This window comes from Sphingomonas xanthus, assembly GCF_007998985.1.
GTDB lineage: Bacteria > Pseudomonadota > Alphaproteobacteria > Sphingomonadales > Sphingomonadaceae > Sphingomicrobium > Sphingomicrobium xanthum.
Window position 1 is genome coordinate 1,674,012 of sequence record NZ_CP041659.1, and the last position, 24,593, is coordinate 1,698,604.

Genomic DNA, 24,593 nt, shown 5'->3' on the forward strand with positions numbered 1-24,593 from the left:
CAATCGCCATGAGGGCATAGCGGCGGCATTTCGGCAAGAAAAAAGCGGTTAATTGCGGTTTAGACCGCCTCGATCGTTTCGACCTCGGGCACATAATGCCTGATCAGGCTTTCTACTCCGCGCTTGAGCGTCACGGCGGATGAGGGGCAGCCCGCGCAGGCTCCTTGCATGGCAAGGTAGAGCGTGCCGCCCTTGAAGCCGCGATAGACGATATCGCCGCCGTCTTGCGCCACCGCCGGGCGGACCCTGGTATCGAGCAATTCCTTGATCTGCTCGATGATGTCGGCGTCGGCCGGGTCTTCCTCGATCGTCGCTTGCGCGTCGGCCGCGACCGCGATGTCTGCTGCGCTCCCCTGCCTGAACAGTGGAGCATCGAGCATGAAATGGTCGAGCAGGATGGTCAGGACCTCCGGCTCAAGTGCGTTCCATTCGACGGTCGGGGCTGCCGACACGGAAACGAAATCGCGTCCGAAGTAGACGCCATCGACCATCCCCGTTGCGAACAGCGCGTCCGCCAGCGGGCTGGCCTCGGCCGCCTCCGGCGAGGCGAAGTCGCGCCCGCCGGTCTCCATGACGGTACGGCCGGGCAGGAACTTGCGGGTCGCCGGATTGGGCGTCTTTTCGATTTCGATCAACATGGGCGGGATGTGGGCCTTGCCGGGGCTGCAATCAAGCTGGCGGGGTCCAGCTGTCGTCGATCATCTTGATCAGCGCGGAAAAGTCCTTGCCGCCGCCGCCGCGCGAAACGAAGCGCTGGTACAGCTCCTCCGCCTCTCCGCCCATCGGGGTATAGGCGTCCGCGGCCTGGGCGGCCTCCATCGCCAGCTTCAGGTCCTTGAGCATCAGCGCCGCCGCGAAGCCACCGTCATAATTTCGGTCTGCGGGCGTTTCCGGACCGACGCCGGGGACCGGGCAATAGCTGGTCATCGACCAGCTCTGGCCACTCGCCTTCGAGGAGATGTCGAAGAAGGTCTGCGGGTCGAGGCCGAGCTTCTGTGCCAGCACGAAGGCTTCGCAGGTCCCTGCCATGGTGACACCAAGCAGCATGTTGTTGACGATCTTCGCTGCCTGGCCCGCGCCCGCGCCGCCGGCATGGATGACCGCCTTGCCCATCTTCTCGAGGAAGGGCTGGGCCTTGGCGAAGCCATCGTCCGATCCGCCGACCATGAAAGTCAGCGTGCCCGCATCGGCGGCGGCGATCCCGCCACTGACAGGTGCATCGACCATCGCATAGCCCGCTTCACTGGCCAGTTCTTCCACGGTGCGCGCGGTTGCGACGTCGATGGTTGAACAGTCCATCAGGACGGCGCTGGCCGGCGCCCTGCCGATCACGCTTTCGGCATAGACCGCCGCGACATGCTTGCCAGCCGGAAGCATGGTCACGACCGCATCGACGCCCTCGACCGCTTCGGCGGCGCTGGTGGCAATGGAACAGCCGTTGCCCCTGGCCCGCTCGATCGCCGGTTCGGCAAGATCGAAGGCGATGACCTCATGGCCGGCCTTGACCAGGTTCGCGGCCATTCCGCCGCCCATGTTTCCCAGCCCGATGAAGGCGACGCGTGCCATGTCCGCTACTCCCTTATTTGCCGGTCCAGTTGCCCGGCCGCTTTTCGACGAAGGCGCTCATGCCTTCCTTCTGGTCCTCGGTGCCAAACAGGCCATGGAACAGGCGACGCTCGAAATTGATGCCCTGCGCCAGCCCCATTTCGAATGCGGCGTTGACCATTTCCTTGTTCGCGATTGCCGCCAGCGGCGCCATTGCGGCAATGGTTTCCGCGGTCTTCAGCGCCTCCGTGACAAGATCGGCAGCGGGAACGACCCGGGCCACCAGCCCGCTGCGCTCGGCTTCCTCGGCGCCCATCATTCGGCCGGTCAGGCACATTTCCATCGCCTTGGCCTTGCCGACCGCATGGGTCAGCCGCTGCGAACCGCCCATGCCCGGCGTGACGCCCAGCTTGATTTCCGGCTGGCCGAACTTGGCATTGTCGCCGGCGATGATGAAGTCGGCCATCATCGCCACCTCGCACCCCCCGCCAAGCGCAAAGCCGTTGACCGCTGCGATCCAGGGCTTTCGGGTTGCAGTGACCTTTTCCCAGCCTTTGAAGAAGTCCGACGCGTACATGTCGGCGAAGCCCTGCGCCTGCATCTCCTTGATGTCGGCGCCGGCCGCGAAGGCCTTCTCGCTGCCGGTTAGAACCAGGCAGCGCTGCGAGGGTTCGGCGTCATAGGCGGCAAAGGCGTCGATCAATTCTCTGAGCACGACGGAATTGAGCGCGTTGAGTGCCTGTGGCCGGTTCAGCCTGATCAGCGTTACCGCGCCTTTGGTTTCGACGAGGAGGGTTTCGTAACTCATCGGATCGGGCTCCTAAAATTCGAACGGCCGCCATTCCTCCTCGGGAGGAAGCGGCTCGAAAAAGGCTTCGACCTCGGTATCGCCGATCACGGCGGGGTTGGTCGGCTGCCAGTTAGGCTTGTTGTCCTTGTCGATCAGGAGGGCGCGCACGCCCTCCTTGAAATCGGGGTGGTGGATCAGGCGGACCATGATCCCATATTCCATCCGCATTTCGTCGACGAAATGGAGTTGATACGGGCTTTCCTGAAGCAGTTTCAGACTGACCTTGCAGGCCATCGGTGACTTGCGGCGGATGGTCTCGGCTTCCTTCGCCGCCCATTCATCGCCCTCCGACGCACCGGCATCGAGCGCATCGAGGATTTCTTCCAGCCGGTCGGAGGAGAAATAGCGGTCGATGCGGACAAGATTATCCATAATCCGGGCTTCGGGAACATCCTCTTCCGACAATTCGTCGAGGATCGCCTGGACACGGAAGGGCTGGGCCATGATCCGTTCCTTGGCTTCGTCCAGCCGCGCAGAAGGGAGATAATGGGTCGCCAGCCGCAGCTTGAGGCACTCGGCGCCGTCCAGCCGTGCGCCGGTTAGGGCCAGGAACTGCGCAAGCCGACCGCGCAGGCGGCTCAAATAGCGGCCGCCGCCGACGTCGGGAAAAATGCCGATGGTAGTTTCCGGCATCGCCAGCACGGTGCGTTCGGTCGCAACGCGAAAGCGGCAGGGACAGGCGATCCCGACGCCACCGCCCATCGTCACCCCGTCCATGAATGCGACGCCTGGCTTGGGATAGGTATATTCGAGGTGGTTGAGGCGATATTCGTCGAAGAAGAAGGACCGGGCGGCGGCCTCATGACCCTCAACGTCCTGGCTGATTGTAACAACGTCGCCGCCAGCGCAAAAACCGCGGCCCTCGGCGTGGTCGATCAGGATGATGCGGACATCGGGGTCGTCGCGCCATTCGATCAGCGCGCGCGCCATGTCGCGCACCATCTGGCGGTTGAGGCTGTGCAGCGCCTTGGGCCGGTTGAGGCGAAGGCGCCCGGCGAGGCCTTCCTTCACCGTCAGCACATCGGGCGAAATCTCGGTCATCAGGTTCATTTCATCAATGCGTAGCGGCCGGGGGCCGGTTCGATCCCGTCGGTGATGGCGCGCGCGGCGACCAGCTTGCCGCTGCCGCACCGGTCAAGCCAGCCGGTCCAATGCGGCCACCAGCTTCCTTCGTGCCGCGTCGCGCCCGAAAGCCAGTCGTCCGCAGCCTCGGGCTGGTCGGCGCGGGTCCAATAGCCATGCTTGTTCGCCGCCGGCGGGTTGATCACCCCGGCATTATGGCCGGATCCACCGAGAACGAAATCGGCCTTCAAGTCGCGGGCCCCGCGATAGACGGCCTCCCACGCCGATACATGGTCGTCCTTGAGGGCGACGATCATCATCGGCGTGCCGATTGTGGCCAGGTCGATCTTGACGCCGCCGACCTCGAACCCCGCGGGGTCCTTCAGCTTGTTGTCGAGCAGAAGATCGCGATTATAGCTTTTGAGGAAGGCGGCCGGGATTCTCGCGCCATCCTCGAACCAGTAGAGCAGGTCGCTTGGCGGCGCTGGCCGGTCGAGGAGATAATGGTTGATCACGCTCGACCAGATAAGGTCGTTGGCACGCATTGCCGCGAACAATCGCTGCAGCTCGAGGCTGTCGATGAAGCCTTGCGCTTCCAGATGGTCTTCCAGTGCGGCCAGGTGACCTTCATGAACGAAGGCCGACCAGTCTCGCATGTCGGCGAAATCGACGAGGCTGCCGATCAGCGTGGCCGAATTGACCTCGTCGGCGCGACCCTTCGCCGCAAGCCATGCCAGCGCGATGGCGACCAGCGTGCCGCCAAGGCAGAAGCTGAACAGGTCCGGTGCGTGTCCAGTGCGCCTGGCGACCTCTCCGATCGCCTCGACGATGCCCTCGACGACATAGTCACCAACGCCCTTGTCCTTATGTTCGGGTCCCGGGTTGACCCAGCTGATCACGAACACCGTCCGCCCTTCGTCGACCAGCCATTTGACCAGGCTTTGGCGCGGGACGAGGTCGATCATGTAGTAGCGATTGACCAGCGGCGGCACATAAAGCAGCGGCTCGGCGGCGACCTTGTCGGTGGTCGGCGAATATTGGATCAGCTGGAACAGGCTGTTTTCATAGACCACCTGGCCCGGCGTCGCGGCAATGGTTTTCCCCTTTTCGAACGCCGCCGGGTCGGTCCTGCGCTGGACGATGCCCTTGCCGGAAGCGATGTCCTCGATGAGGTGGGCGAAGCCTTGGACCAGGTTGGCCCCGCCGGTTTCCTTGATCCGTTTGGCGACCTCCGGATTGGTCGCCGCGAAATTGGCCGGCGAAACGGCGTTCAGATATTGGTCCAGCAGGAAGCGCGCCATGGCCGCGCTGCTGTCGCTGGCATCGCCAAGGGCGACGATGTCGCGAAGCTGCTGCGAGGCGAGCAGGTAAGCATCGCGAAGCGAACGGTAATACGGGTCGTCCTGCCATTCCGCCGCGGCGAAGCGGCGATCGCGCGGCTTTTCGCCGGTTTCGCCGGACAGGGTTGCATTCCAATAGGCTGCCCATTGCTGGGCCGCGGCGAACTGCACCTGCATCAGGTCCTGCGGCCGCATCGCCAGCTCCATCGCCACCTCGCCGGTCGCCTGGGCGATGGCAAAAGGATCGAACGGGAGGGTCGGTTTGGCGCCGCCCTTGATCATCTGTTCGGCGGCGTCGTGAAGGCGGCCGGTGAGATCGCCAAAAGGAAATGCGGGGGTCACTGCCGGGTCAGCTCCCGCCCGACGATCATTCGCATCACCTGGTTGGTGCCCTCCAGGATCGAATGGACGCGCAAGTCGCGCCAGAAACGCTCGATCGGGTAATCCTGAAGATAGCCATAGCCGCCGTGGAGCTGAAGTGCGCGGTCGACCACCGAGGAGCCGGTGTCGGTCGCCAGCCGCTTGGCCATGGCCGCAAACTTGCTCTTGTCGGGCGCGTTGGCGGTGACCTTGGCCGCCGCGACGTACAACAGGTAACGCGCCGCCTGAAGCTCGGTCTCCATGTCCGCCAGCATGAACTGTGTGTTCTGGAAGTCGGCGATCGCCTTGCCGAACTGCTTGCGGTCCTTGGTATATTTCACCGCCTCGTCGAGGCATCGCTGGGCGCCGCCAAGCGAGCAGGCGCCAATATTGAGCCGTCCACCGTCGAGGCCCATCATCGCGATGCGAAAGCCCTCTCCCTCGCCGCCGACGCGATTGGCAACAGGCACGCGCACCTCGTCGAAATTGACTTGGGCGGTCGGCTGCGAATGCCAGCCCAGCTTCTTTTCGTTGGCGCCGAAGCTTACCCCGTCCATATCCTTTTCGATGACCAGCGCGCTGATGCCCTTGGGACCTTCCTCGCCGGTGCGGACCATGGTGACATAGATTTCATTCTCGCCGCCGCCGGAGATGAATGCCTTGCTGCCGCTGACCACATAATGATTGCCGTCTCGCACCGCGCGGGTCTTGAGCGCCGCCGCGTCCGAACCCGAGGAGGGTTCGGTCAGGCAGTAGCTGGCGATCTTGTCCATCGGGATCAGCGACGGGAGATATTCGGCCTTCAGTTCTTCCGACCCGAAGCGGTCGATCATCCAGCTGGCCATATTGTGGATCGAGATGAAGGCGCTGGTCGAGGGACAGCCATAAGCCATCGCTTCCATGATCAGTGCGGCTTCAAGCCGGCCTAGGCCGATGCCGCCGCTTTCCTCGCTAACATAGATCGACCCGAAGCCGAGCTCGGCGGCCTGGCGGATCGTGTCCCGGGGGAAAATATGCTTCTCGTCCCATTCCGCCGCGTTGGGCGTGATGGCGTCAGCGGTGAACTTCTGCGCCATTTCCTGGATTTGGCGCTGGTCGTCGGTCAGGTCGAACTGGTGCATGGCTGCGCCCTAAGGCCACCGCCCGCGGCCTGCAAGGTCAGGCTCCACCGCACCGGCGGTAGACGATGCGCTGGCCGCCGCTGCTTCGGGTCAGCACATTTCCGCTGCTGCCCACGGTCAGCTCCTCGCGCTGCTCATAACCGGCGTCGTCGGCAAACCTGCCGGCAAAGCGGCCCGGCGAATCCGCCAGCACGCCCTGGAGGCTGACGGTCGCATCGGAAAAGGTTAGCGAATCCGGTCCGACCAGCATTGCGCTGCCGACCACTGCGCCGCGGCGGCAATCGGCGGGTTCGACCCCCCAAAGCGCGTGGAAGGCGGGCGGGATAGAGCCGGGGACGCCAAGCAGGCTGGCGTTGTCCTCGACGACATTTTCCAGCGCGTTCACCTCGGGCTCCGGAGGCGGCGGGGCCGGCTCGGGCTCGGGATTCTCGCTCAGCTGAATGTCGGGAAGTTCCGGCGCCGACTGCGAGGCGCGGATCTTGTCCTCGGTTAAGATGTCTTCCTCACTCGGCCCGCCGCAGGCGGCAAGGGCAAGCAGGCTCAGGGCAGCGGCGATCCTTCTCATCGCCTCACGCCTATCAGGCGCAGCGCTTGTAGGTAAAGCTACCCTCTTCGTCTGCCCGCTTCAGCGTGTCGCCGGTCCGCGTAAAGGTGATCACCCTCTCCCACTTCTGCCCCTCGCCAGTAAAGGCAAAACGGCCCGAAAAACTGGTGGCGATCGCCGGTCGCTGTTCCTTGAGCGTTGCTCGGCTCTCGTAGAAGGTCAGTGTCTTTTCGCCGACCGTCATCAGACCCTTCGCATCACTTCGGCTGGGATCACAATCGTTGACGGTCATGCCCCACCGGCCGCGATACTGCGCGGGGATGGTCGGGGCGCTCGTTCCATCGCCGGGAGGCGGCGAGGGCGCGGCGACATTGTCGCCGGCGTCGGCACGGGCTTCGTCATTGTTCGGCGAACTTTCATCGATGGGAAGCGTCTCGATAGAGCCGTTGAGCGCGTTGCCCTCGTCGATGGCGAAATTGTTGGGATCTTCCTGCTGGCAGGCAACAAGCGCCAGCGCCAGCAGTGGCAGGGATGCAAGCTTCTGTATCATGCCGGCAACAACGCCTTCACCAGAATTAGGATGCGTCATTATCCCATCGTTGGGATGACGAATGCTTCCTTATGGTCGCCCATTGCCGAACCGTCCGGCCAGCGCTGGGTCACCGTCTTGGTCTTGGTCCAGAACCGGACGCCTTCCATGCCGTGCTGGTTGATGTCGCCGAACCCTGACCGCTTCCAGCCGCCGAAGGTGTGATAGGCGACCGGGACCGGGATCGGCACGTTGATTCCGACCATGCCGACATTGACCCGCGCTGCGAATTCGCGCGCGGCATGGCCGTTGCGGGTGAAGATGGCGACGCCATTGCCATAGGGATGCTCGCTCGGCAGCCGGATCGCCTCCTCGAAGCTGTCGGCGCGGACCATCTGCAGCACCGGTCCGAAAATTTCTTCCTGGTAGGAGCGGAAGCTCGGTTTAACATGGTCGAACAGGGTCGGGCCGACGAAAAAACCCTTTTCATGACCCTGGAGCGTGAAGCCGCGGCCGTCGACGACCAGTTCGCCGCCCTCGTCGGCGCACATCTGGATATAATTTTCGACCCGCTGGCGATGGGCTTCGTTGACCACCGGGCCATAATGGGCCTCGGGATCGGTCGAAATGCCAACGCGCAGCTTCTCGATTGCCGGGACCAGCTTTTCGCGCAGCGCGGCGGCGGTGTCGTCGCCGACCGGGACGACCACCGGCAGCGCCATGCAGCGCTCGCCAGCCGAACCGAAGGCGGCCCCCGCAAGGTCGTTGACGACCTGGTCGAGATCGGCATCGGGCAGCACGATGCCATGGTTCTTGGCGCCGCCGAAGGCCTGCACGCGCTTCCCGTTGGCGGTTCCGCGGCTGTAGATATATTGGGCAATATCGGATGATCCGACGAAGCTGATCGCCTTGACGTCGTCATGGTCGAGAATCGCGTCGACCATTTCCTTGTCGCCATGGACAACATTGAGGATGCCGTCGGGAAGGCCCGCTTCCTGCATCAGCTCGGCGAGCCGCACCGGCACCGACGGATCGCGTTCCGAGGGCTTGAGGATGAACGCGTTGCCGGCGGCGATCGCCGGGCCGAACATCCACATCGGTATCATCGCCGGGAAGTTGAACGGCGTGATGCCCGCGCCGATGCCGAGCGGCTGGCGCATCGAATAGACGTCGATGCCGGGCCCGGCACCGATTGTATATTCGCCCTTCAGCGCATGCGGAATGCCGCAGCAGAATTCGATCACCTCAAGCCCGCGCTGCACGTCGCCCTTGGCATCGGCGATCACCTTGCCATGTTCCGACGAGAGCAGTTCCGCGAGCTCGTCCATATGCGCTTCGACGAGGTCCTTGAACTTGAACATGACTCGCGCGCGGCGCTGCGGGTTGGTGGTCGCCCAGGCCGGCTGCGCGGCGTTGGCCGCATCGACGGCTTGCTTGAGCGTGGCGGCGCTGCCCAACCCGACGCGTGCCTGCACTTCGCCCTGCGAGGGGTTCCAAACATCGCCGTGGCGGTCGCCGTCGGCAATCGACTGGCCGTTGATGAAATGGTTGATGCTACGCATGGTCGGGCCTCGTGCCGGAAGGAAAGTCGGGCGCTCCCTAGCCCCTTACCGCCGTGCTTGCCAACCGCTTCAACGGCCTTTCGGACAATTGGCGTCGCGCTTCCTCAACAGTCTGGTCCAGGCCCTAGCGCCCCCCTTTTCGACCTTGTGGAGCTCAATGCGGAAATCCCTGGAGTCGCCGTGGCCGGCGACCGACAGTTCGGCCAGCAGGATATGCCCGCCCGAAGCATCGAGCAGCAGCTTACCGGTCGCCGGTTCCGGTCCCTCAAGTGACAGGTTGAACAGCAGCGCCTGCTGCTTCCCATGTTGATCATATCCGCGGAAATGAGCGCGGACCCGGCCTTTATACTGGAGGAAGCTCCCGGAAGCGGAGCCGGCCCACGGCAGACCGAACGCGAAGTCACGCCGGGGGCGGGCCGATTGAAGCTCGGCGTTCAACGTCGCCCAGCCGTAGTTGAATAGATGCCATGGCCGGTCGGGAACCAGGATGCTGTCGCTGACGCGACCCGACGGGAGATCGGCCCAGGCGCTCAGTGTCCGGGTGGCAGGATCGAAGTCAAACCTTCCCGACCGCACCTGCTCGCCCTTCGCGCCGACCCTGCCGGTGTCGAGGCTGGCGACCTCTCCGCTCTTGGGGTCGAACGAGACCGTGACATAGGTGGGAACGCCGCAGCGACCGCCATGGCGGTAAACCGCGACGCTCGTGACGCTCGGCCGGGTCATGGAGATCTGCTCGGAGACGCTGCCATCGCGATTTGACTGGACATAGTGGAGGATCGGCGCCGGCGCCGCAGCTGCGATGAGGATGAGCGGGCTCAACATGGCGCGCAGTCTAAATGGGCTAGGCGGTTTAGGCCATTGCCGGACTTTCGCGATCCGCCAAGCCGTGCTTAGCTGTGATCATGGTTCGCTTTCTCTCCCTCTCCGCCGTCTTCCTGTCCACCTCCGCACTCGCCGCTCCGCCGACTCCGGCGCCGGTCCGCGCGGTCGCTGAAATTGCGCGGCCAGTCGATGCATCGCGCATGAAGCGCGACGTCGAGCGGCTGGTCGCGTTCGGAACGCGCCACACGCTCTCGTCGCAGACCCACCCCAAACGCGGGATCGGCGCTGCCGTGCGCTGGGCCGAAGCGCAGATGAAAGCGCATGGGCTTCAGACGCTGCAGACCTGCGATACGGTGACGGGCCGGCGCGTTCCAACCCCGACACGGGTGTGCAACGCGGTCGCAATCCAGCGCGGGACCGAGCGTCCCAACGACGTGGTCATCATCACCGGGCACATCGACAGCCGGGTCAGCGACGTCATGGATTTCACCAAGGACGCGCCGGGCGCCAACGACGACGGCAGCGGCACTGCTGCGGTGCTCGAGGCCGCGCGGGTCCTGTCGAAGCACAAATTTCCCGGAACCATCGTCTATGCGGCGCTTAGCGGGGAGGAGCAGGGGCTTCTGGGTGGCAAAATCCTCGCCGACTATGCCAGGTCGCAGGGCTGGAACGTCATCGCCAATTTGAACAACGACATCATCGGCAATAGCTGCGGATCGGACGGGGTGTGCAACGACAAGCAGGTGCGGGTCTTCTCCGAAGGCCTTCGCTGGCAGGGCGGCGACGAGCTGCGCGGCGCGGTACGCAGCCTCGGCGGAGAAAATGACTCGCCGTCGCGCAACCTGTCGCGCTTCCTTGATTTGCTGGCCGATCGCGTTCCCGAACTGGGGATCGACGTCCTGCAGATATGGCGCAACGATCGTCACGGCCGGGGCGGTGACCACACCGAATTTCTGAACGCCGGCTACCCCGCCGTGCGCCTGTCGGTCGCGGTCGAAGATTATGACCACCAGCACCAGGATTTGCGCATCGAGCAGAACACCAAGTTCGGCGACACCGTCGACGAGATGGACTTTGGCTATCTTGCAAAGGTGACGAAGCTCAACGTCGCCGCCCTTGCCTGGCTGGCCAGCGCCCCGCCGCCGCCCGAGCCGGCGATCGAGGGGGCGGTCAGCACGGATACGACGATCAGCTGGAAGCCGATCCCCGGAGCCTGGGGCTATGTTGCGCGCTGGCGCCCCACCGATGCCGCCAACTGGACCGCCCAAAGCGTTGCCCTGGCCTGCGCCAGCCCCGGCAAGATCGTCCCCGCGGCTGCCCAAGGCGCCATGCCCGGTCCGGGCGACTGCGGCTTCGTTCTCCGGCACATCCGCGTCGACGACTGGATGTTCGGCGTCTCGTCGATCAGCAAGGAGGGATTCGAAAGCCCGGTCGCAAGCGCAGTTCCCGGTGGCGCCTTCAAGCCGTGGGTCGAACCGGCCGAAGCGGCCAAATAGGCGCTCCGCCCCTGTTGGTCGCCGCTCGTCTCCGGGACGGTCGGCGGCCAGCCTTGTTTCAACGGCCGTTTTCGCGGAGGCTGGCGGCGCTCCGCTAGCGATGTTGAAACAAGTTCGGCACGACGGGGTTGGAGAAGCAATGCCCCGCAAACAGCCCCCCGGCCTGCCGACCGCCAAGCAGATCCTCGACTTTATCGAAGGTAGCGACCAGCCCGCCGGCAAGCGGGAAATCGCGCGGGCGTTCGGGTTGAAGGGCAATGAAAAGATCGCCCTGAAGTCGCTGCTCAAGGACATGGCCGATGAAGGGCTGATCGACAGCGCCGCGGGGCGTGCCTTCCACAAGATGGGCGGCGTCCCGAAAGTTACCGTGCTTCGTGTCGTGTCGGTCGACGATGGGCAGGTCTGGGCGACGCCGGAAAGCTGGCATGCCGACACCCCTGCGCCGAAACTGCGGGTGATCGAACGTTCCCGGGGGAAGGGGCCCCGCTCGGCCCTTGGCCTCAACGACCGCATTCTCGCTCGCACCGAGGAAGCGGGGAAGGGGCATGTCGCCCATGTGATGAAGAAGCTGGCGCGCGCCGCCGAACTGTTGCTCGGCGTCGTCCGTCAGGAGGGTGAGCGATATTTCCTGACCCCGGTCGACAAGAAGGAACGGCGCGAACTGCCAATTTCAGACCTGAAGGATGCGCAGCCCGGCGACCTGGTGCTGGCCGAACCATCGGGCCGCCCGCCGCGCACCAGCGCGCGGGTCGACGCGATCCTCGGGGACCCTTTCGCCCCGCGGAGCTTCAGTTTGATCGCCATTCACAAACATGGCCTTCGCGATGAGTTCCGGGACGAGGCGATCGCCGAAGCGACCAAGGTTGCCGGGCAGCCGCTGGGCGACCGAGAGGACCTCACGGCGCTGCCGATCGTCGCCATCGATCCGGAGGATGCGCGTGATCATGACGATGCAATCTGGGCATCGCCGCGCGACGATGGCGATGGATGGGACGCGATCGTCGCGATCGCCGATGTGAGCTTTTATGTCCGTCCGGGAAGCGAGCTCGACCGCGAGGCGCGGGCGCGGGGCAACAGCGTCTATTTCCCCGACCGGGTGGTGCCGATGCTGCCGCACGAACTGTCATCGGACATCTGTTCGCTGAAGCAAGGCCAGCTGCGCGCGGCAATGGCTTGCCACCTTCATGTCGGCAAGGACGGCGCCCTGAAAAGCTGGCGATTCTCGCGCGCCAAGATTTGCGTATTTGCAAACATTGCATATGAGAATGCCCAGGCGGCCTATGACGGAACGCCCGGCCTGGTCGATCCCCGGCTGGTCGACACGGCGCTCAAGCCCCTTTGGGAATGTTGGCGCGCGCTGCTCAAGGCAAGGGAGAAACGCGAACCGCTCGAGCTCGACCTGCCCGAACGGCGCGTGATGCTCGACGAAAAGGGCCGGATCCTCTCGGTTGCGCCGCGCGAACGGCTCGACGCCCATCGCCTCGTCGAAGATTATATGATCGCCGCCAATGTCGCGGCAGCCAAGGCGCTGGAACGCAAGAAGGCGCCGGTGATGTACCGTGTCCACGAAGCGCCAAGCCGCGAGAAGCTGGTCGCGCTCAAGGACTATCTCGCGACCTTCGACCTCGAATTTGCGCTGGGACAGGTGATCAAGCCGGCGACGTTTAATCGCATCATTGACCGCATCGGCCCCGATCATGACGCGCGCCCGGAAATCATGGAGCAGCTTTTGCGCACCCAGATGCAGGCACGCTACGGCCCTGAACCGCTGGGCCATTTCGGGCTTTCGCTGGCGAGCTACGCGCATTTTACTTCGCCCATTCGCCGTTATGCCGATCTTCTCGTCCACCGTGCGCTGGTCACCGCCCATGGCCTTGGAGAAGGCGGGCTACCCAAAGCGGACGCCGAGGATTTCACCACCATCGGCGAGCATATCTCCATGCTAGAACGTCGGGCGATGGAGGCCGAACGCGAGACGGTCGACCGCTATGTCGCGGCGTTCCTCGCCGACAAGGTCGGACAGATCCTGCGCTGCCGGATCACCGGCGTGCAGCCGTTCGGCTTCTTCGCGACGGTCGAGGATCTGGGTGGAGATGGATTGGTGCCGGCGGCGATCCTCGGCAACGAATATTTTCGTTACGACGAGGCAGCGCGCGCCCTCATCGGCGAGGAGACAGGGGAAACCTTCCGGGTCGGCCAGCACCTTGAGCTGAAGCTGGCCGAAGCTAACCCGGCCTCGGGCGCGCTCCGCTTCGAGCTTCCCGAGGGCAAGTTCGCGGCGCCGCGCCGTAACGACAGCCGCCGCGACCGGGTCCGCCCGCCGAAACGCGGCCGGCCTGGCAATATTCGCCACCAGGGCAAGCGCCGCTGAGCAACCAATTGTGCTATGGCGCGCTTAGCCGTCAGCAGCAGGGGACGCGCCATGCCTTACAAGATCGCGATCATCGTCGGCAGCCTTCGCGAAGGCAGCATCAACCGCAAGATCGCCCGGTCGATGTGCGCCATCCGTGACGACAATCTCGACTGCGCGATGGTCGAAATCGGCGACCTGCCGCTGTTCAACCAGGACCTGGAAAAGGAACCGCCCGCCGAATGGATGCGGTTCAGGGACCAGGTGCTGGCGGCGGACGGCGTCCTGTTCTGCACCCCGGAATATAATCGCGGCGTCCCGGGCGTCCTTAAAAATGCCATAGACGTCGGATCGCGGCCCTATGGGCGAAGCGTTTGGGACCGCAAGCCTGCGGCGATCATCAGCGCCTCGCCCGGCGCGATCGGCGGGTTCGGAGCCAACCATCAGCTTCGCCAAGCCTGCGTCTTCCTCAACATGCCCGTGATGCAGCAGCCCGAGGCCTATCTTGGCAACGTCACCGACGACAGCTTCGACGCCGATGGCTGCCTGGTCGACGGGCCGCTCAAGAAGATGGTCGAGAAGCTAGCCGATGCCTTCGCCGAATGGGTCAATACGATCCACCAGGCGCGCGACCATCTGCTGAGGACGAGCAAGGCTAAATGACGCGCCGCCGTTCGTGGAAGCGGGGCTGGTCCCACTCGCCGCTGGCGATGATCCGGCCAATCGCCTCCGCCGCCCGCCAGACATCCTGGTGACTGTTGTAAAGCGGGGCGAACCCGAACCGCATCAGGTCGGGTTCGCGGAAGTCTCCGACTACTCCGGCTTCGATCAATGCCCGCATGACCGCATATCCATGCGGGTGGGCGAAAACGACATGGCTTCCGCGGGCCTCCGGCTCGCGTGGGCTGGCAAGCCTGACCTGGCCGCCGCAGCGCCGTTCGGTCTCGCCGATAAACAACTCCGATAGCGAACGGGATTTGGCCTCCAGGCAGGTCAGGAAGACGCCGTCGAACGTCGCAAGGCCCGCCTCGAGCGCTGTGATCCCAAGGATCGATGGAGTTCCGGTGCGAAATCGGCCGATCCCTTCGCATGGGCGATACTCAGGATCGAAGGCAAAGGGCGCCGCATGGCCCATCCACCCGGGCAGGGGGTTGCTGAGCTCGCCTCCCAGGTGCCGGGCGACAAAGAGGAAGGCTGGCGCGCCCGGGCCCCCATTGAGATATTTATAGCCGCATCCGACGGCCAGGTCGCAACCGTCGCCATCAAGGTCGATCGCAAGGGCACCGGCGCTATGCGACAAGTCCCACAGGGTCAGCGCGCCGGCCCGGTGCGCGGCAGCGTTGATCGCCTTCATGTCATGCCGCCCGCCGCCGCGATAATCGATGTGCGTCAGCATGACGACCGCGGTTTCATCGCTGATCGATGCCGCGATCGCGTCGGTCGGGACCGTTTGCAGTCGCGATCCGCGAACGAAGCTTTCCATGCCTTGGGCGACATAGAGATCGCTCGGGAAATTGCCTTCTTCCGACAGGATCACCGAGCGTTTGGGCCGCGCTGCCAGCGCCGCACCAAGCAGCTTGAACAGGTTGATCGAAGTGGAATCGGTGATGAGCAGTTCGTCTGGCTCGGCACCAACCAGTGGCGCAAGCCGGCCGGCAACCCGCTCCGGCGCGCCCATCCAGTCATGCTTGTTCCAGCTCTCGATAAGGTCGTCACCCCATTCGCAGTCGATGACTTCGGCCATCCGGTCCGGGACCGACGCTGGCATCGCGCCCAGCGAATTTCCATCAAGGTAGATCTTGCCCGGCGGCAACCGGAACCGCTCCCGGCAATGCGCCAGGCTGTCCGCCGCATCCCGCGTCTTCGCGTCTTCGAAGGTCACAGTTTGGGCAAGGTGACGCCGCGCTGTCCCATATATTTTCCGGCGCGGTCGGCGTAGCTCACTTCGCAGCGTTCATTGCCCTTGAGGAACAGGAACTGGCAGGCGCCTTCATTTGCATAGATTTTGGCCGGCAGCGGGGTCGTATTGGAAAATTCCAGCGTGACATGGCCTTCCCAGCCGGGCTCCAGCGGGGTCACGTTGACGATGATCCCGCACCGGGCATAGGTCGACTTGCCCAGGCAGATCACCAGTACATCCTCGGGCACCCGGAAATATTCGACCGTTCGGGCCAGCGCGAAACTGTTGGGCGGGATGATGCACACGTCGGTCTGGCGGTCGACAAAGCTGTTGGCGGCGAAATCCTTGGGATCGACGACCGCGCTGTCGACATTGGTGAAAATCTTGAATTCGTCGGCAACCCGCGCGTCATAGCCGTAGCTGGACAGGCCATAGCTGATGCATCCGTCGCGGCGCTGCGCTTCGACGAACGGTTCAATCATGCCGTGGGACAGGGCTTGGTCGCGAATCCAGCGATCGGAAAGAATGGCCATGGCGTTGGGCTAGCCCGCCCGGTGGCGGCTGCGCAACGCCGATCCTTATCCACAGGGCCGTCCACGATTAAATCGCGAAGCATCCCGGCCCCTACTGGAGCCCGGGACTCGGCTGGCATAAGGTCCCGGCCATGGCTGAAGTTGTTCGAATCGCTGGCGGGGCCGATGCTCCCGCAACACCCGTTCTTCCGCAGAATATCGAAGCGGAGGCTGCGCTGCTCGGCGCCTTGATGATCGATAACCGGCTGGTCGAGGATGTGCAGATCCGGCTGAAGCCGCATCATTTCTTCGAACCGCTGCACGGCCGCATCTATGAATCGATCCTGCGGATGACCGACCGCAACATGGTCGCGAATCCGGTCACGCTGAAGCCCATGTTCGATGCCGATGAAGGCATGAAGGAAGTCGGCGGGCCGGCCTATCTTGCCCAGCTGACCGGGTCGGGCGCGGCGGTGATCGGGGCTCGCGACTTTGCCGCCCAAATCTATGATCTTGCGCTGTTGCGTGCGCTGGTCGGGGTCGGCCGCGACATGGTCGAGGGCGCGCTCGACACTTCGGAGGACGTCGCCCCGCTGGCCCAGATCGAGCGGGCCGAAAGCGAACTCTACCGGGTCGCCGAGGAAGGCGGTAATGAAGGCAAGGTCAAGAGCTTCGGCGAGGCCAGCATCCTTGCGGTCAAGCAGGCCGAAAAGGCGCTCAACAGCGGCGGCCACCTTAGCGGGGTCACTACCGGCCTTGAAGGGATCAACGCGAAGGTCGGCGGTCTGCACAAGAGCGACCTCGTGATCCTCGCAGGCCGTCCGGGCATGGGCAAGACCTCGCTTGCCACTAACATGGCTTTCAGCGCCGCCCAGCGTTTCCTGCGTGACGTGGAGGACGGAATCGAAGTCGAAAAATCGGCTGGCGCGCCGGTTGCCTTTTTCAGCCTGGAAATGTCGGCCGACCAGCTCGCGACCCGTATCCTTGCCGAACAGTCGGGCATCAGTTCCGAAAATCTGCGCATGGGCAAGATCAGTCAGCAGGAATTCCGCAACCTCGCCCGCGCCTCGGGCGAATTGTCGAGCCTGCCGCTATATATCGACGACACGCCCGGCCTGACCATTGCGTCGCTGCGCGCCCGCGCGCGCCGGTTGAAGCGGCAAAAGGGCATCGGCATGGTCGTGGTCGACTATCTCCAGCTGCTCCAGGGTTCGGGCAAGGGGACGGCCGGCGACAACCGCGTCCAGGAAATCTCCGAGATCAGCCGCGGCCTGAAGCAGCTTGCCAAGGAACTCGACCTTCCGGTGGTCGCATTGTCCCAGCTCAGCCGCGCGGTCGAGCAGCGCGAAGACAAAAAGCCGATGCTGTCGGACCTTCGCGAGTCAGGCTCGATCGAACAGGACGCCGACATGGTGTGGTTCGTCTATCGCGAGGATTACTATGTCGCCGCGAAGGAGCCGAAGCGGCCGATCGACGGTGACGATGCCAAGGTGTTCGAAGCCCATGAACAATGGCAGCGTGACATGGAACGCGTCTATGGCATGGCGGAACTGATCGTTGCCAAGCAGCGCCACGGCGCCACCGGCAAGGTCAAGATGCGGTTCGATAGTCGGGTGACCAAGTTCAGCGATCCGGCAGAGGGCGATTATCTGCCGGAAATTCGCGGGTGAGCAACAGGCTCTGCGTCATCGTCAATGACAGGATGCAGCAGGGCTATCGCTACGAGCTCACCGCTACGCCCGGGCAGGATTTCGATCCGGATTTCCAACCCGAGTTGACCCCGCGGCAGATGCTTGAGCTGGGGGTGTTCTGCGGAAAATATCTGACGGATTGCCGTGGCGAATTTCCCGCTGAATGGTTTGCGAAAGCCAAGCTAGCGATGGGCAAGCGCGATTGCTCGCTCAACTATTTCGGGGTCGACGCCAGCCAGCCGCTATCGGAATGGATCCGCAAGGGCTGGATCCACGAGGATGATCCGCGCGGCTGGTTCCAATGGTATTGCCGCTATTATCTGGGTCGCCGCCTGCCGGGCGAGGACGGACGGCAGATCGGCCGCTGGAAGGCAATGCGCCGACACATTGCCCAGATCCGCAAACATTGCGAACCCGGGGACGTCAGCTGTCGCCGCAAGCAGCGGCAGGCGGTGCTCCACTGGGCCTATGACAGCCGCCTAATCTGAAGTTTAGTCGTCGGTCGGGACATAGGCATCACGCAGCCCGTTGGCGATGCCGCCGCGGACGGTGTCGGATTCGACGCTGGTGACCGGATAGGCGCAATAGTCGGCGGCATAATAGGCGCTGGGCCGATGGTTGCCGCTGAATCCGACGCCGCCGAAAGGCGCCGCCGACGGCGCCCCGTTGGTCGGCTTGTTCCAGTTGATCACCCCGGCGCGGACATTGGCCCAGAATTTGTCGTAAAGCCCCGGGTCCTTGGTCAGCACGCTGGCGGCAAGACCGAACCGTGTAGCGTTTGCCTCATCGATCGCTGCGTCGAAATCCTTGACCCGGATCATCTGCAGCACCGGGCCGAACAATTCCTCGTCGAGCCGTTCGTGCGCATCGGTCATGTCGATCAGCGCCGGGGTCAGGAACGGCCGTTCCTCGTCCGGGCGGTCGAGGCGCCGGATCGGCTTTCCCCCCTTCATCATCAGGCCGAGGAAACGGTCTTGAAGGATGTCGGCGGCCATCTGGTCGATCACCGGCCCCATGAATGGCGGCGGGTCGGCATGGGGGTGATCGACGATGATCCGGTCGATCAGCTTGACGATCTCCGCAACCAGCTCCTCATGCTGACCATCCTTGACGATCAGCCGGCGAGCGGCGGTGCAGCGCTGACCCGCCGACAGGTAAGCCGACTGGACGATAATCGCCGCGGCGGCGGCGACATCGGCTACGTCCCAAGCGACGATGGGGTTGTTGCCGCCCAGCTCCAGCGCCAGGATTCTATTCGGAGTATCGGCAAACTGACGGTGAAGGGCGATGCCAGCGTTAACCGAACCGGTAAAAAGTAGTCCGTCAATTCCATCCTGTGCGGCTAGTTGCTTGCCCTCCGCCGGTCCTCCGACAAGGAGCCTCAACACCCCTTCAGGGACGCCTGCCTCGTGAAAGCACCGGACGAGGAACTCGCCGGTTGCCGGGGTCTTTTCTGAAGGCTTGAAGATGATCGCATTGCCGGCGATCAGCGCCGGAACGATATGGCCGTTGGGCAGGTGGGCAGGGAAGTTATAGGGCCCGAGCACAGCCAGCACGCCATGCGGCTTGTGGCGAACCGCGACCTTGTTGCCCATCGCAGCTTCCAGCCGGCGTGTCGGCGTACGCTCACAATAGGCCTCGATCGATATCTCGACTTTTCCGACGACCGCGGCGACTTCGGTCTTGGCTTCCCATGAAGGCTTGCCCGTTTCCCGGGCGATGAGGTCGGCGAATTCGGCTTCCTTGGCGCGAACAACATTGGCGAATCGGCGAAGCGTCTCCATCCTGAACGTCACCGAATGCGCGGCCCAGGCTGGCCAGGCGGCGCGCGCCGCGGCCACTTCGGCCGCCGCGTCCCCCACCGGTCCGGACCAAAGTTCAACGCCCGTCGCAGGCTCGGTCGAAACGATCAGTTCGCTCATTTACTCTCCAACACCCGGTGGCGCGTTCCCATGCCCGGAGCGTCGGGTCAAGCAGCGCCGTCTGCCGTCATGGCGTCGCCCATCCGCCTGACGGCGCGGATCTTGGTTTCGAACGGAGCCCAATCGTCATGTTCGGCGATCGCCGCCCAGATCGACTCCACTTCCTCGATCAGCATCGAACAGGGAGCCGGATCGGTCCAATAGGAGTGAAGCTGCAGCCGCTCGCGACCCTTCAGGATCGTGCGCAACGTGTCAAAGGGCGGGGCGCTGTAGTGTTCCGCTTCGGGCATGCGTCCCGCGCGCCAGTCGAAGAAGAAACGGTCGATACCCACCATGCGCGATCGGAGCGCGGTTAGCATCGCGGACAATAGCACGCGGTCCGAGGCATCGTCGCTTGGCGCAATCCCCAGCCGCCCGAGCATGCGCTCCACCAGCGCCGCCTCGAACCGTGCCGGCCATTGGCCGAGCAGGTCAGACAGGGCCGGGGCCTCCCCGATCAGGGCCAGACAGCCCGCCAGCTGGGCAACGTCCCAGTGAATCGCCTCGGGCTGGCGACCGAACGCATAAAGTCCGCCGTGGTCGAAATATGCCGCCGTGAACTGCTCGTCCCACTCCGGCGCGAAGCGCCAGGGGCCATAGTCGAAACTTTCCCCGGTGATGTTGATATTGTCGCTATTGAGCACGCCGTGGACGAACCCGGCGGCGATATAGCTCGCCGCAAGTTGCGCGGTGGTAGCGCAAACATGATCGAGCAGGCGTGTCGCATTGTCCGCATCGTCGCCGACGGGCAAGTCGAGAAGGTGCCGCAGGCAATAGCGCGTCAGTTTCGCGATATTCGCGGCGTCGTTGAAAAAGGCTAGCCGCTGGAAGCTGCCGATCCGGACATGGCCATGGTTGAGACGGGTCAGCACCGACGAGCGGGTCGGGGAAGGCTCGTCCCCCCGCCAAAGCGATTCCCCGGTTTCGAACAGGGCGAAACTCTTCGAAGTGTTGACGCCCAGCGCTTCGAGCATTTCGGTTGCCAGGACTTCGCGCACGCCGCCTTTCAGGGTCAGCCGCCCGTCGCCCTGCCGACTGTAAGGCGTTTGTCCGCTGCCCTTGGTGCCGAGATCGAGCAAACGCCCCCGGTCATCGCGCAGCTGCGCGAACAGGAACCCCCGCCCGTCGCCGATATCGGGATTGTACACCCGGAATTGATGCCCGTGATAACGCAGCGCGAGCGGGGCAGGCAGATTTCCGGCAAGCGGTTCGAAGCGCGCGAAATGTTTTTCCCAGTCGATGTCGCCAAGACCGACGCGTTGCGCCCAGCGGCGGTTGACGAAACGTTCGATCGCCGCCGGGAAGTCGGCCGGGCTCACCTGATCGTAAAAGGCATCGCCAAGCTTCAGGATCGGCGGGCTGCTATCCGCTTGCGGTGAAGACATTGGACCGCGATAGGGGAGGGAGCAATCCGGGGGAAGCGTCAATGGCCGGCTGGACCGACCGATATTGGTATAGTGTTGAAGGGCTGAAGCTTCATTACCGCGATTATGAGGGGCCGCGCGACAAGCCTCCGATCCTGTGCATTCCCGGCCTGACCCGCAATGCGCGCGATTTCGAGCCGGTGGCCCGGCAGTGTGCGGGTGACTGGCGGGTGATCTGTGTTGACCTGCGCGGGCGAGGCGAAAGCCAGTACGACCCCGACCCGAGCCGCTACACGCCCCATTATTATGTCGCCGACATCCTGAAATTACTCGATCAGGAGGGGATTGCCGATGCGGTGTTCATCGGCACCTCTCTTGGCGGGATCTGCACCATGCTGCTGGCCTCGACCGACGCCGAGCGGATTGCCGGCGCGATGTTGGTCGATATCGGTCCCGTGGTCGACAGCAAGGGCCTCGACCGTATCGCAACCTACGTTGGGCAAGATGTAAGATATGCGGATCTGGACGATGCCGCGGCAAAGCTCGCTGACCGCAACCGCGCCAAATTTCCGCACTGGACCTCGCAGGACTGGCGGACCTTCGCGTCGCGGGTATGCCACCAGACCGACGATGGCGTCCGGTTCCAATACGACATGCGGATCGCCGCCAATTTTCGCGCCGCGACCGAAGGGCCGCAGGCCGAACTATGGCATCTCTACTGCGCGCTGGCGGGGCGGCCGGTGACCATCCTGAGGGGCGAGAACAGCGATCTTCTGTCGGTCGAAGTCGCCGAAAAGATGGTCGCCGCGCTGCCCGGGGACGCCGAACTGGCGGTCGTACCGGTGACCGGCCACACGCCCAACCTTGAAGAGCCGCAATCGCGCGCTGCGCTGGAGCGGCTTCTCGACCGGGTCATCGCAGCAGAATAAAAAAGGGCGACCCGAAGGCCGCCCTTTTCCCAATCGAACCAGCTGTCGCTTAGAAGCGGACGCCGGCGCCGATGACGGTCTGGTAGGCTTCGCCGCCCAGCTCGTAGTTGGTGTAGCGCTGTTCGGCCTTCACGAAGAAGTTGCGGGCCGGAGCGGCTTCGACACCGAGGCCGAAGCGAACGCCGTCGACCTTCAGGCCGTCGAACACCTTGAGGTTGGCATAACCGACGGTGGCATAGACCAGCGCGTTGCTGCCAACCTTGGCGCCAACGCGGCCGCCGGCGAAGAATTCACGACCGGTTTCGTCGGTGTCCTGGAGACCGACGGTCAGGCCGGCAACGGCTGCGCCGAGGTCGAAATCATAGCCGGCGTCAACGCCGTAAGTGAAGGCTTCGGTGCCAAACAGGTCGTCGTCGGCGAGGCCGATTTCGGCACTGACGCGAGCGCCGGTGAAGGTGGTGACCGGGGCCGCGTCCTGCGCGAAAGCCGGGGTGGCGACAGTGGCGGCCAGAGCCGCCGCAATGAGAATGCGGTTCACTTGAGAATACCTCGTTCAAGAAAAATGCCCGCCAGGAAAGGCGGGCCGCGCGGCTCATACTATCGCAAATTTAAAACGCAATACCGCAATCTAGATTTGTTCGACGAACGGGCGAGCTGCGTCGGCGTATTACAGCAGTTAAACAGTCAGCCGCTGCAATTTCTGAAGTGCGACGGCTTCCCCTTCCTCTGGGGAAATGGTCGACTCAAACCCCCCATTGCCGTCCATCAGGAAGATGGTCGCCGTGTGGTCGACGCTATAGCCGCCCCCACCGGCGGGGACCTTCTCGGAATAGACGTTGAACTGCTTCTTGACCTGCTCGACCTGCGCCGGAGAGCCGGTCAGCCCGATCACCGGCGTAGAGAAAAGCTGGCTATACTTGCCGACGTCTTCGGGCTTGTCCCGTTCGGGATCCACGCTGATGAACACGATGCGGAAGGCATCGTCGCCCTTGCCAAGCTGCTGGCGAAGCCGGGCGAGCCGGGCCAACGTCGTCGGACACACGTCCGGGCAATGGGTGAAGCCGAAGAAGATCGCCGCAGGCTTGCCGTTGAGCTTTGCGCTGCTGAACGGCTGTCCATGGCCATCGACCAGGGTGAACGGGCCGCCAATGCTGGTCATCACCGTTTCTTGCGACGCGGGCAGCGGCTGCGGCGGCTTGAGCGACAGGTAAATCCCGGCGAGCGCGGCAAGGCCGACCAGAGCCCACAGCACGATGCGAAGCTTGGCCATCGGCTCAACGGGCTCCGGGCTCGACCACGGTGACCGGAACAACCTGGGCGCCGGCCCTGGCGAAGCGCAGCTCAAGGTCGAATGTCTCGCCGGCGCTCATCGGCTCGGTGCCGTCCAGCATGACATGAGTGCCGCCCGGCCGGAGTTCCACCGTTGCCCCGGCTGGGATCGCCAGCCTTTCAAGCATCCGCATCCTCGACAAGCCATTTTCCGTGCGGGTCTCGTGGACCATCGCCGTCGCCGCCCGGTCGGTTGACAGGGCGACCAATTCGTCCGCCGTCGCGCCCGGATTGTCGATGGTGAGATAAAGGGCGCCGGTCGCCTGGCCAGGCGCAGTGGCACGGGCCCAGACGTCGGTCACGACGACGCTCGCCCCGGCCTGCCCAGCCTGCTGGTTTTGCGCTTCGGGGGTTTGCTGGCAGGCTGCCAGTACCAATGTCAGCGCGATTAGCGTTCGATACATAGGGGCGTTGCAACCCTGGCCATAAGCAATCTGTCTGGAGGCCCGACCGGGAATCGAACCCGGGTGCAAGGATTTGCAGTCCTCTGCGTCACCACTCCGCCATCGGGCCTCGCGGGGCGGCCTTTGGCGGCAGGTGCCGCCGCTTGTCAACCAACGCTTTCGACGAACGGGGGCGGCAACGGCTTGGCGCACCTTGCGTCAAAGGATATGGGGGCGCTTGAACATCGACTGTATTAGTGCAATATAACAGTCGCGCATGAACGAGGATCCGATGCAAGATTTCGCCATTGCCCGCCGAATGATGGTCGACAGCCAGCTTCGACCGCTGGGCGTGACCGACCGTAACGTGCTGGCCGCGATGGCGCGCGTCGAGCGGGAGCGGTTCGTTCCGGAAGAGGCCCGGGCCTTCGCCTATTTCGACCGGCCGCTGAAGACCGGCAACGGGCGGGCGATGATGCCGCCGGCTGCGCTTGGCCGGCTGTTGAGCGAGGCTGCGCCTCGTCCCGGCCAGCGGGCCCTCGTGGTCGGATCGGGGACCGGCTATTCGGCTGCGATCCTCGAGACGATCGGGCTTGATGTCACCTCGCTGGAATCGGATGCCGATCTGGCCGCGATCGCCGCCGCCGCGAATATCGAATCCCGCTCCGGCGAACTGACCAAGGGCTGGCCCAAGGGTGCCCCTTACGACCTGATCCTGATTGACGGCGCGGTTGCGGATGTTCCGGATGCCCTCGTCAAGCAGCTTGCCGATAATGGCGTGCTCGCTTGCGCGATTGTCGACCGCGGCGTGACCCGCCTCGTGGTCGGCCGCTGTGCCGCCGGCCGGTTGGGAATGCGCACCATCGTCGACGCCGACGCCGCCGTTCTTCCCGGCTTCGAAAGACCGCCTGTTTTCATCTTCTGAAGGCATCCAGAAGGAGCC

The 24,593-nt window shown here is 64.0% G+C and carries 24 protein-coding genes and 1 tRNA gene; 7 read left to right on the forward strand and 18 right to left on the reverse strand.

Annotated features, from left to right (window positions below; translation table 11 throughout):
- Positions 1 to 59 precede the first annotated feature (59 nt).
- The 10 genes from FMM02_RS08465 to FMM02_RS08510 all read right to left on the reverse strand — a co-directional run bounded on the left by FMM02_RS08465 (position 60) and on the right by FMM02_RS08510 (position 9,735).
- Positions 60 to 638, reverse strand: coding sequence for a NifU family protein (locus FMM02_RS08465; RefSeq protein WP_147494434.1), 579 nt, complete (start codon positions 636 to 638; stop codon positions 60 to 62).
- Positions 639 to 669: 31 nt separating this feature from the next.
- Entirely contained in the window at positions 670 to 1,566 is an 897-nt protein-coding gene (mmsB, locus tag FMM02_RS08470) for a 3-hydroxyisobutyrate dehydrogenase (protein WP_147494435.1), read from the reverse strand.
- A gap of 13 nt (positions 1,567 to 1,579) precedes the next feature.
- Complete coding sequence (locus FMM02_RS08475; protein WP_147494436.1) at positions 1,580 to 2,353, reverse strand: enoyl-CoA hydratase; 774 nt, start codon at positions 2,351 to 2,353, stop codon at positions 1,580 to 1,582.
- 12 nt (positions 2,354 to 2,365) lie between these two features.
- Complete coding sequence (locus FMM02_RS08480) at positions 2,366 to 3,427, reverse strand: enoyl-CoA hydratase/isomerase family protein (protein ID WP_147495037.1); 1,062 nt, start codon at positions 3,425 to 3,427, stop codon at positions 2,366 to 2,368.
- 14 nt (positions 3,428 to 3,441) lie between these two features.
- A complete protein-coding gene (locus FMM02_RS08485; protein ID WP_147494437.1) occupies positions 3,442 to 5,139 on the reverse strand; it encodes a PHA/PHB synthase family protein in 1,698 nt (565 codons plus the stop codon).
- Positions 5,136 to 6,278 (reverse strand): acyl-CoA dehydrogenase family protein, encoded by a 1,143-nt coding sequence (locus FMM02_RS08490; protein ID WP_147494438.1) that lies wholly within the window; start codon positions 6,276 to 6,278, stop codon positions 5,136 to 5,138. Before FMM02_RS08490 ends, FMM02_RS08485 begins: the two co-directional genes overlap by 4 nt.
- Before the next feature lie 37 nt (positions 6,279 to 6,315).
- Positions 6,316 to 6,843: a hypothetical protein gene (locus FMM02_RS08495; protein ID WP_147494439.1), complete on the reverse strand. Its 528-nt coding sequence runs from the start codon at positions 6,841 to 6,843 to the stop codon at positions 6,316 to 6,318.
- Between the two features lie 13 nt (positions 6,844 to 6,856).
- Complete coding sequence (locus FMM02_RS08500; protein ID WP_147494440.1) at positions 6,857 to 7,411, reverse strand: hypothetical protein; 555 nt, start codon at positions 7,409 to 7,411, stop codon at positions 6,857 to 6,859.
- On the reverse strand, positions 7,411 to 8,913 hold the full coding sequence (locus FMM02_RS08505) for a CoA-acylating methylmalonate-semialdehyde dehydrogenase (RefSeq protein ID WP_147494441.1): 1,503 nt from the start codon (positions 8,911 to 8,913) through the stop codon (positions 7,411 to 7,413). Before FMM02_RS08505 ends, FMM02_RS08500 begins: the two co-directional genes overlap by 1 nt.
- Before the next feature lie 69 nt (positions 8,914 to 8,982).
- Entirely contained in the window at positions 8,983 to 9,735 is a 753-nt protein-coding gene (locus FMM02_RS08510; RefSeq protein WP_147494442.1) for a hypothetical protein, read from the reverse strand.
- A gap of 80 nt (positions 9,736 to 9,815) precedes the next feature.
- Between FMM02_RS08510 and FMM02_RS08515 the strand changes: the two genes are divergently transcribed.
- The 3 genes from FMM02_RS08515 (at position 9,816) to FMM02_RS08525 (ending at position 14,244) form a co-directional block, all read left to right on the forward strand.
- Complete coding sequence (locus FMM02_RS08515) at positions 9,816 to 11,231, forward strand: M28 family peptidase (RefSeq protein WP_147494443.1); 1,416 nt, start codon at positions 9,816 to 9,818, stop codon at positions 11,229 to 11,231.
- Between the two features lie 139 nt (positions 11,232 to 11,370).
- Entirely contained in the window at positions 11,371 to 13,602 is a 2,232-nt protein-coding gene (gene rnr, locus FMM02_RS08520; protein WP_147494444.1) for a ribonuclease R, read from the forward strand.
- A 51-nt stretch (positions 13,603 to 13,653) separates the two neighbouring features.
- Positions 13,654 to 14,244: an NADPH-dependent FMN reductase gene (locus FMM02_RS08525; protein WP_147494445.1), complete on the forward strand. Its 591-nt coding sequence runs from the start codon at positions 13,654 to 13,656 to the stop codon at positions 14,242 to 14,244.
- On the opposite strand, the gene kynU is transcribed toward FMM02_RS08525, so the two are convergent.
- Together kynU and dcd are read right to left on the reverse strand one after the other, a co-directional pair.
- On the reverse strand, positions 14,237 to 15,463 hold the full coding sequence (gene kynU / locus FMM02_RS08530; protein WP_147494446.1) for a kynureninase: 1,227 nt from the start codon (positions 15,461 to 15,463) through the stop codon (positions 14,237 to 14,239). The two genes, FMM02_RS08525 and kynU, sit on opposite strands and share 8 nt — an antisense overlap.
- A complete protein-coding gene (dcd, locus tag FMM02_RS08535) occupies positions 15,460 to 16,014 on the reverse strand; it encodes a dCTP deaminase (RefSeq protein ID WP_147494447.1) in 555 nt (184 codons plus the stop codon). Before dcd ends, kynU begins: the two co-directional genes overlap by 4 nt.
- A 131-nt stretch (positions 16,015 to 16,145) precedes the next feature.
- Between dcd and FMM02_RS08540 the strand changes: the two genes are divergently transcribed.
- Both FMM02_RS08540 and FMM02_RS08545 read left to right on the forward strand, forming a co-directional pair.
- Positions 16,146 to 17,663 carry a replicative DNA helicase gene (locus tag FMM02_RS08540; RefSeq protein ID WP_147494448.1) on the forward strand — a complete coding sequence of 506 codons (1,518 nt, stop codon included), beginning with the start codon at positions 16,146 to 16,148 and terminating at the stop codon, positions 17,661 to 17,663.
- Positions 17,660 to 18,172 (forward strand): hypothetical protein, encoded by a 513-nt coding sequence (locus tag FMM02_RS08545; RefSeq protein WP_222703811.1) that lies wholly within the window; start codon positions 17,660 to 17,662, stop codon positions 18,170 to 18,172. Before FMM02_RS08540 ends, FMM02_RS08545 begins: the two co-directional genes overlap by 4 nt.
- A 3-nt stretch (positions 18,173 to 18,175) precedes the next feature.
- Here the strand turns inward: FMM02_RS08545 and astD are convergent, their stop codons facing one another.
- A complete protein-coding gene (gene astD, locus FMM02_RS08550) occupies positions 18,176 to 19,606 on the reverse strand; it encodes a succinylglutamate-semialdehyde dehydrogenase (protein ID WP_147494449.1) in 1,431 nt (476 codons plus the stop codon).
- A gap of 47 nt (positions 19,607 to 19,653) precedes the next feature.
- Positions 19,654 to 21,030, reverse strand: a complete 1,377-nt coding sequence (locus tag FMM02_RS08555; RefSeq protein WP_147494450.1) for a protein adenylyltransferase SelO family protein — start codon at positions 21,028 to 21,030, stop codon at positions 19,654 to 19,656.
- A 41-nt stretch (positions 21,031 to 21,071) separates the two neighbouring features.
- Here FMM02_RS08555 and FMM02_RS08560 point away from each other — a divergent pair, with 41 nt between their 5' ends.
- Positions 21,072 to 21,938, forward strand: a complete 867-nt coding sequence (locus FMM02_RS08560) for an alpha/beta fold hydrolase (RefSeq protein WP_147494451.1) — start codon at positions 21,072 to 21,074, stop codon at positions 21,936 to 21,938.
- A gap of 49 nt (positions 21,939 to 21,987) precedes the next feature.
- Here the strand turns inward: FMM02_RS08560 and FMM02_RS08565 are convergent, their stop codons facing one another.
- The 4 genes from FMM02_RS08565 to FMM02_RS08580 all read right to left on the reverse strand — a co-directional run bounded on the left by FMM02_RS08565 (position 21,988) and on the right by FMM02_RS08580 (position 23,780).
- On the reverse strand, positions 21,988 to 22,476 hold the full coding sequence (locus FMM02_RS08565) for an outer membrane beta-barrel protein (RefSeq protein WP_147494452.1): 489 nt from the start codon (positions 22,474 to 22,476) through the stop codon (positions 21,988 to 21,990).
- A gap of 138 nt (positions 22,477 to 22,614) precedes the next feature.
- The gene (locus tag FMM02_RS08570; protein WP_147494453.1) at positions 22,615 to 23,208 is read right to left on the reverse strand and encodes an SCO family protein; all 594 of its coding nucleotides are present in this window, start codon (positions 23,206 to 23,208) and stop codon (positions 22,615 to 22,617) included.
- Positions 23,209 to 23,212: 4 nt separating this feature from the next.
- Positions 23,213 to 23,671, reverse strand: coding sequence for a copper chaperone PCu(A)C (locus tag FMM02_RS08575; RefSeq protein WP_147494454.1), 459 nt, complete (start codon positions 23,669 to 23,671; stop codon positions 23,213 to 23,215).
- 35 nt (positions 23,672 to 23,706) lie between these two features.
- Positions 23,707 to 23,780: transfer RNA gene (locus tag FMM02_RS08580), tRNA-Cys, on the reverse strand.
- A gap of 147 nt (positions 23,781 to 23,927) precedes the next feature.
- Here FMM02_RS08580 and FMM02_RS08585 point away from each other — a divergent pair.
- Entirely contained in the window at positions 23,928 to 24,575 is a 648-nt protein-coding gene (locus tag FMM02_RS08585) for a protein-L-isoaspartate O-methyltransferase family protein (protein WP_147494455.1), read from the forward strand.
- The last annotated feature ends 18 nt before the right edge of the window (positions 24,576 to 24,593 follow it).

Excerpts from the sequence above, each read along its gene's own strand:
- FMM02_RS08465 (WP_147494434.1), bottom strand. The coding sequence starts at position 638 with ATGTTGATCGAAATCGAAAAGACGCCCAATCCGGCGACCCGCAAGTTC.
- mmsB (WP_147494435.1), bottom strand. The coding sequence starts at position 1,566 with ATGGCACGCGTCGCCTTCATCGGGCTGGGAAACATGGGCGGCGGAATG.
- FMM02_RS08475 (WP_147494436.1), bottom strand. The coding sequence starts at position 2,353 with ATGAGTTACGAAACCCTCCTCGTCGAAACCAAAGGCGCGGTAACGCTG.
- FMM02_RS08490 (WP_147494438.1), bottom strand. The coding sequence starts at position 6,278 with ATGCACCAGTTCGACCTGACCGACGACCAGCGCCAAATCCAGGAAATG.
- FMM02_RS08495 (WP_147494439.1), bottom strand. The coding sequence starts at position 6,843 with ATGAGAAGGATCGCCGCTGCCCTGAGCCTGCTTGCCCTTGCCGCCTGC.
- FMM02_RS08500 (WP_147494440.1), bottom strand. The coding sequence starts at position 7,411 with ATGACGCATCCTAATTCTGGTGAAGGCGTTGTTGCCGGCATGATACAG.
- FMM02_RS08505 (WP_147494441.1), bottom strand. The coding sequence starts at position 8,913 with ATGCGTAGCATCAACCATTTCATCAACGGCCAGTCGATTGCCGACGGC.
- FMM02_RS08510 (WP_147494442.1), bottom strand. The coding sequence starts at position 9,735 with ATGTTGAGCCCGCTCATCCTCATCGCAGCTGCGGCGCCGGCGCCGATC.
- FMM02_RS08515 (WP_147494443.1), top strand. The coding sequence starts at position 9,816 with ATGGTTCGCTTTCTCTCCCTCTCCGCCGTCTTCCTGTCCACCTCCGCA.
- rnr (WP_147494444.1), top strand. The coding sequence starts at position 11,371 with ATGCCCCGCAAACAGCCCCCCGGCCTGCCGACCGCCAAGCAGATCCTC.
- FMM02_RS08525 (WP_147494445.1), top strand. The coding sequence starts at position 13,654 with ATGCCTTACAAGATCGCGATCATCGTCGGCAGCCTTCGCGAAGGCAGC.
- dcd (WP_147494447.1), bottom strand. The coding sequence starts at position 16,014 with ATGGCCATTCTTTCCGATCGCTGGATTCGCGACCAAGCCCTGTCCCAC.
- FMM02_RS08540 (WP_147494448.1), top strand. The coding sequence starts at position 16,146 with ATGGCTGAAGTTGTTCGAATCGCTGGCGGGGCCGATGCTCCCGCAACA.
- astD (WP_147494449.1), bottom strand. The coding sequence starts at position 19,606 with ATGAGCGAACTGATCGTTTCGACCGAGCCTGCGACGGGCGTTGAACTT.
- FMM02_RS08555 (WP_147494450.1), bottom strand. The coding sequence starts at position 21,030 with ATGTCTTCACCGCAAGCGGATAGCAGCCCGCCGATCCTGAAGCTTGGC.
- FMM02_RS08560 (WP_147494451.1), top strand. The coding sequence starts at position 21,072 with ATGGCCGGCTGGACCGACCGATATTGGTATAGTGTTGAAGGGCTGAAG.
- FMM02_RS08570 (WP_147494453.1), bottom strand. The coding sequence starts at position 23,208 with ATGGCCAAGCTTCGCATCGTGCTGTGGGCTCTGGTCGGCCTTGCCGCG.
- FMM02_RS08575 (WP_147494454.1), bottom strand. The coding sequence starts at position 23,671 with ATGTATCGAACGCTAATCGCGCTGACATTGGTACTGGCAGCCTGCCAG.
- FMM02_RS08585 (WP_147494455.1), top strand. The coding sequence starts at position 23,928 with ATGAACGAGGATCCGATGCAAGATTTCGCCATTGCCCGCCGAATGATG.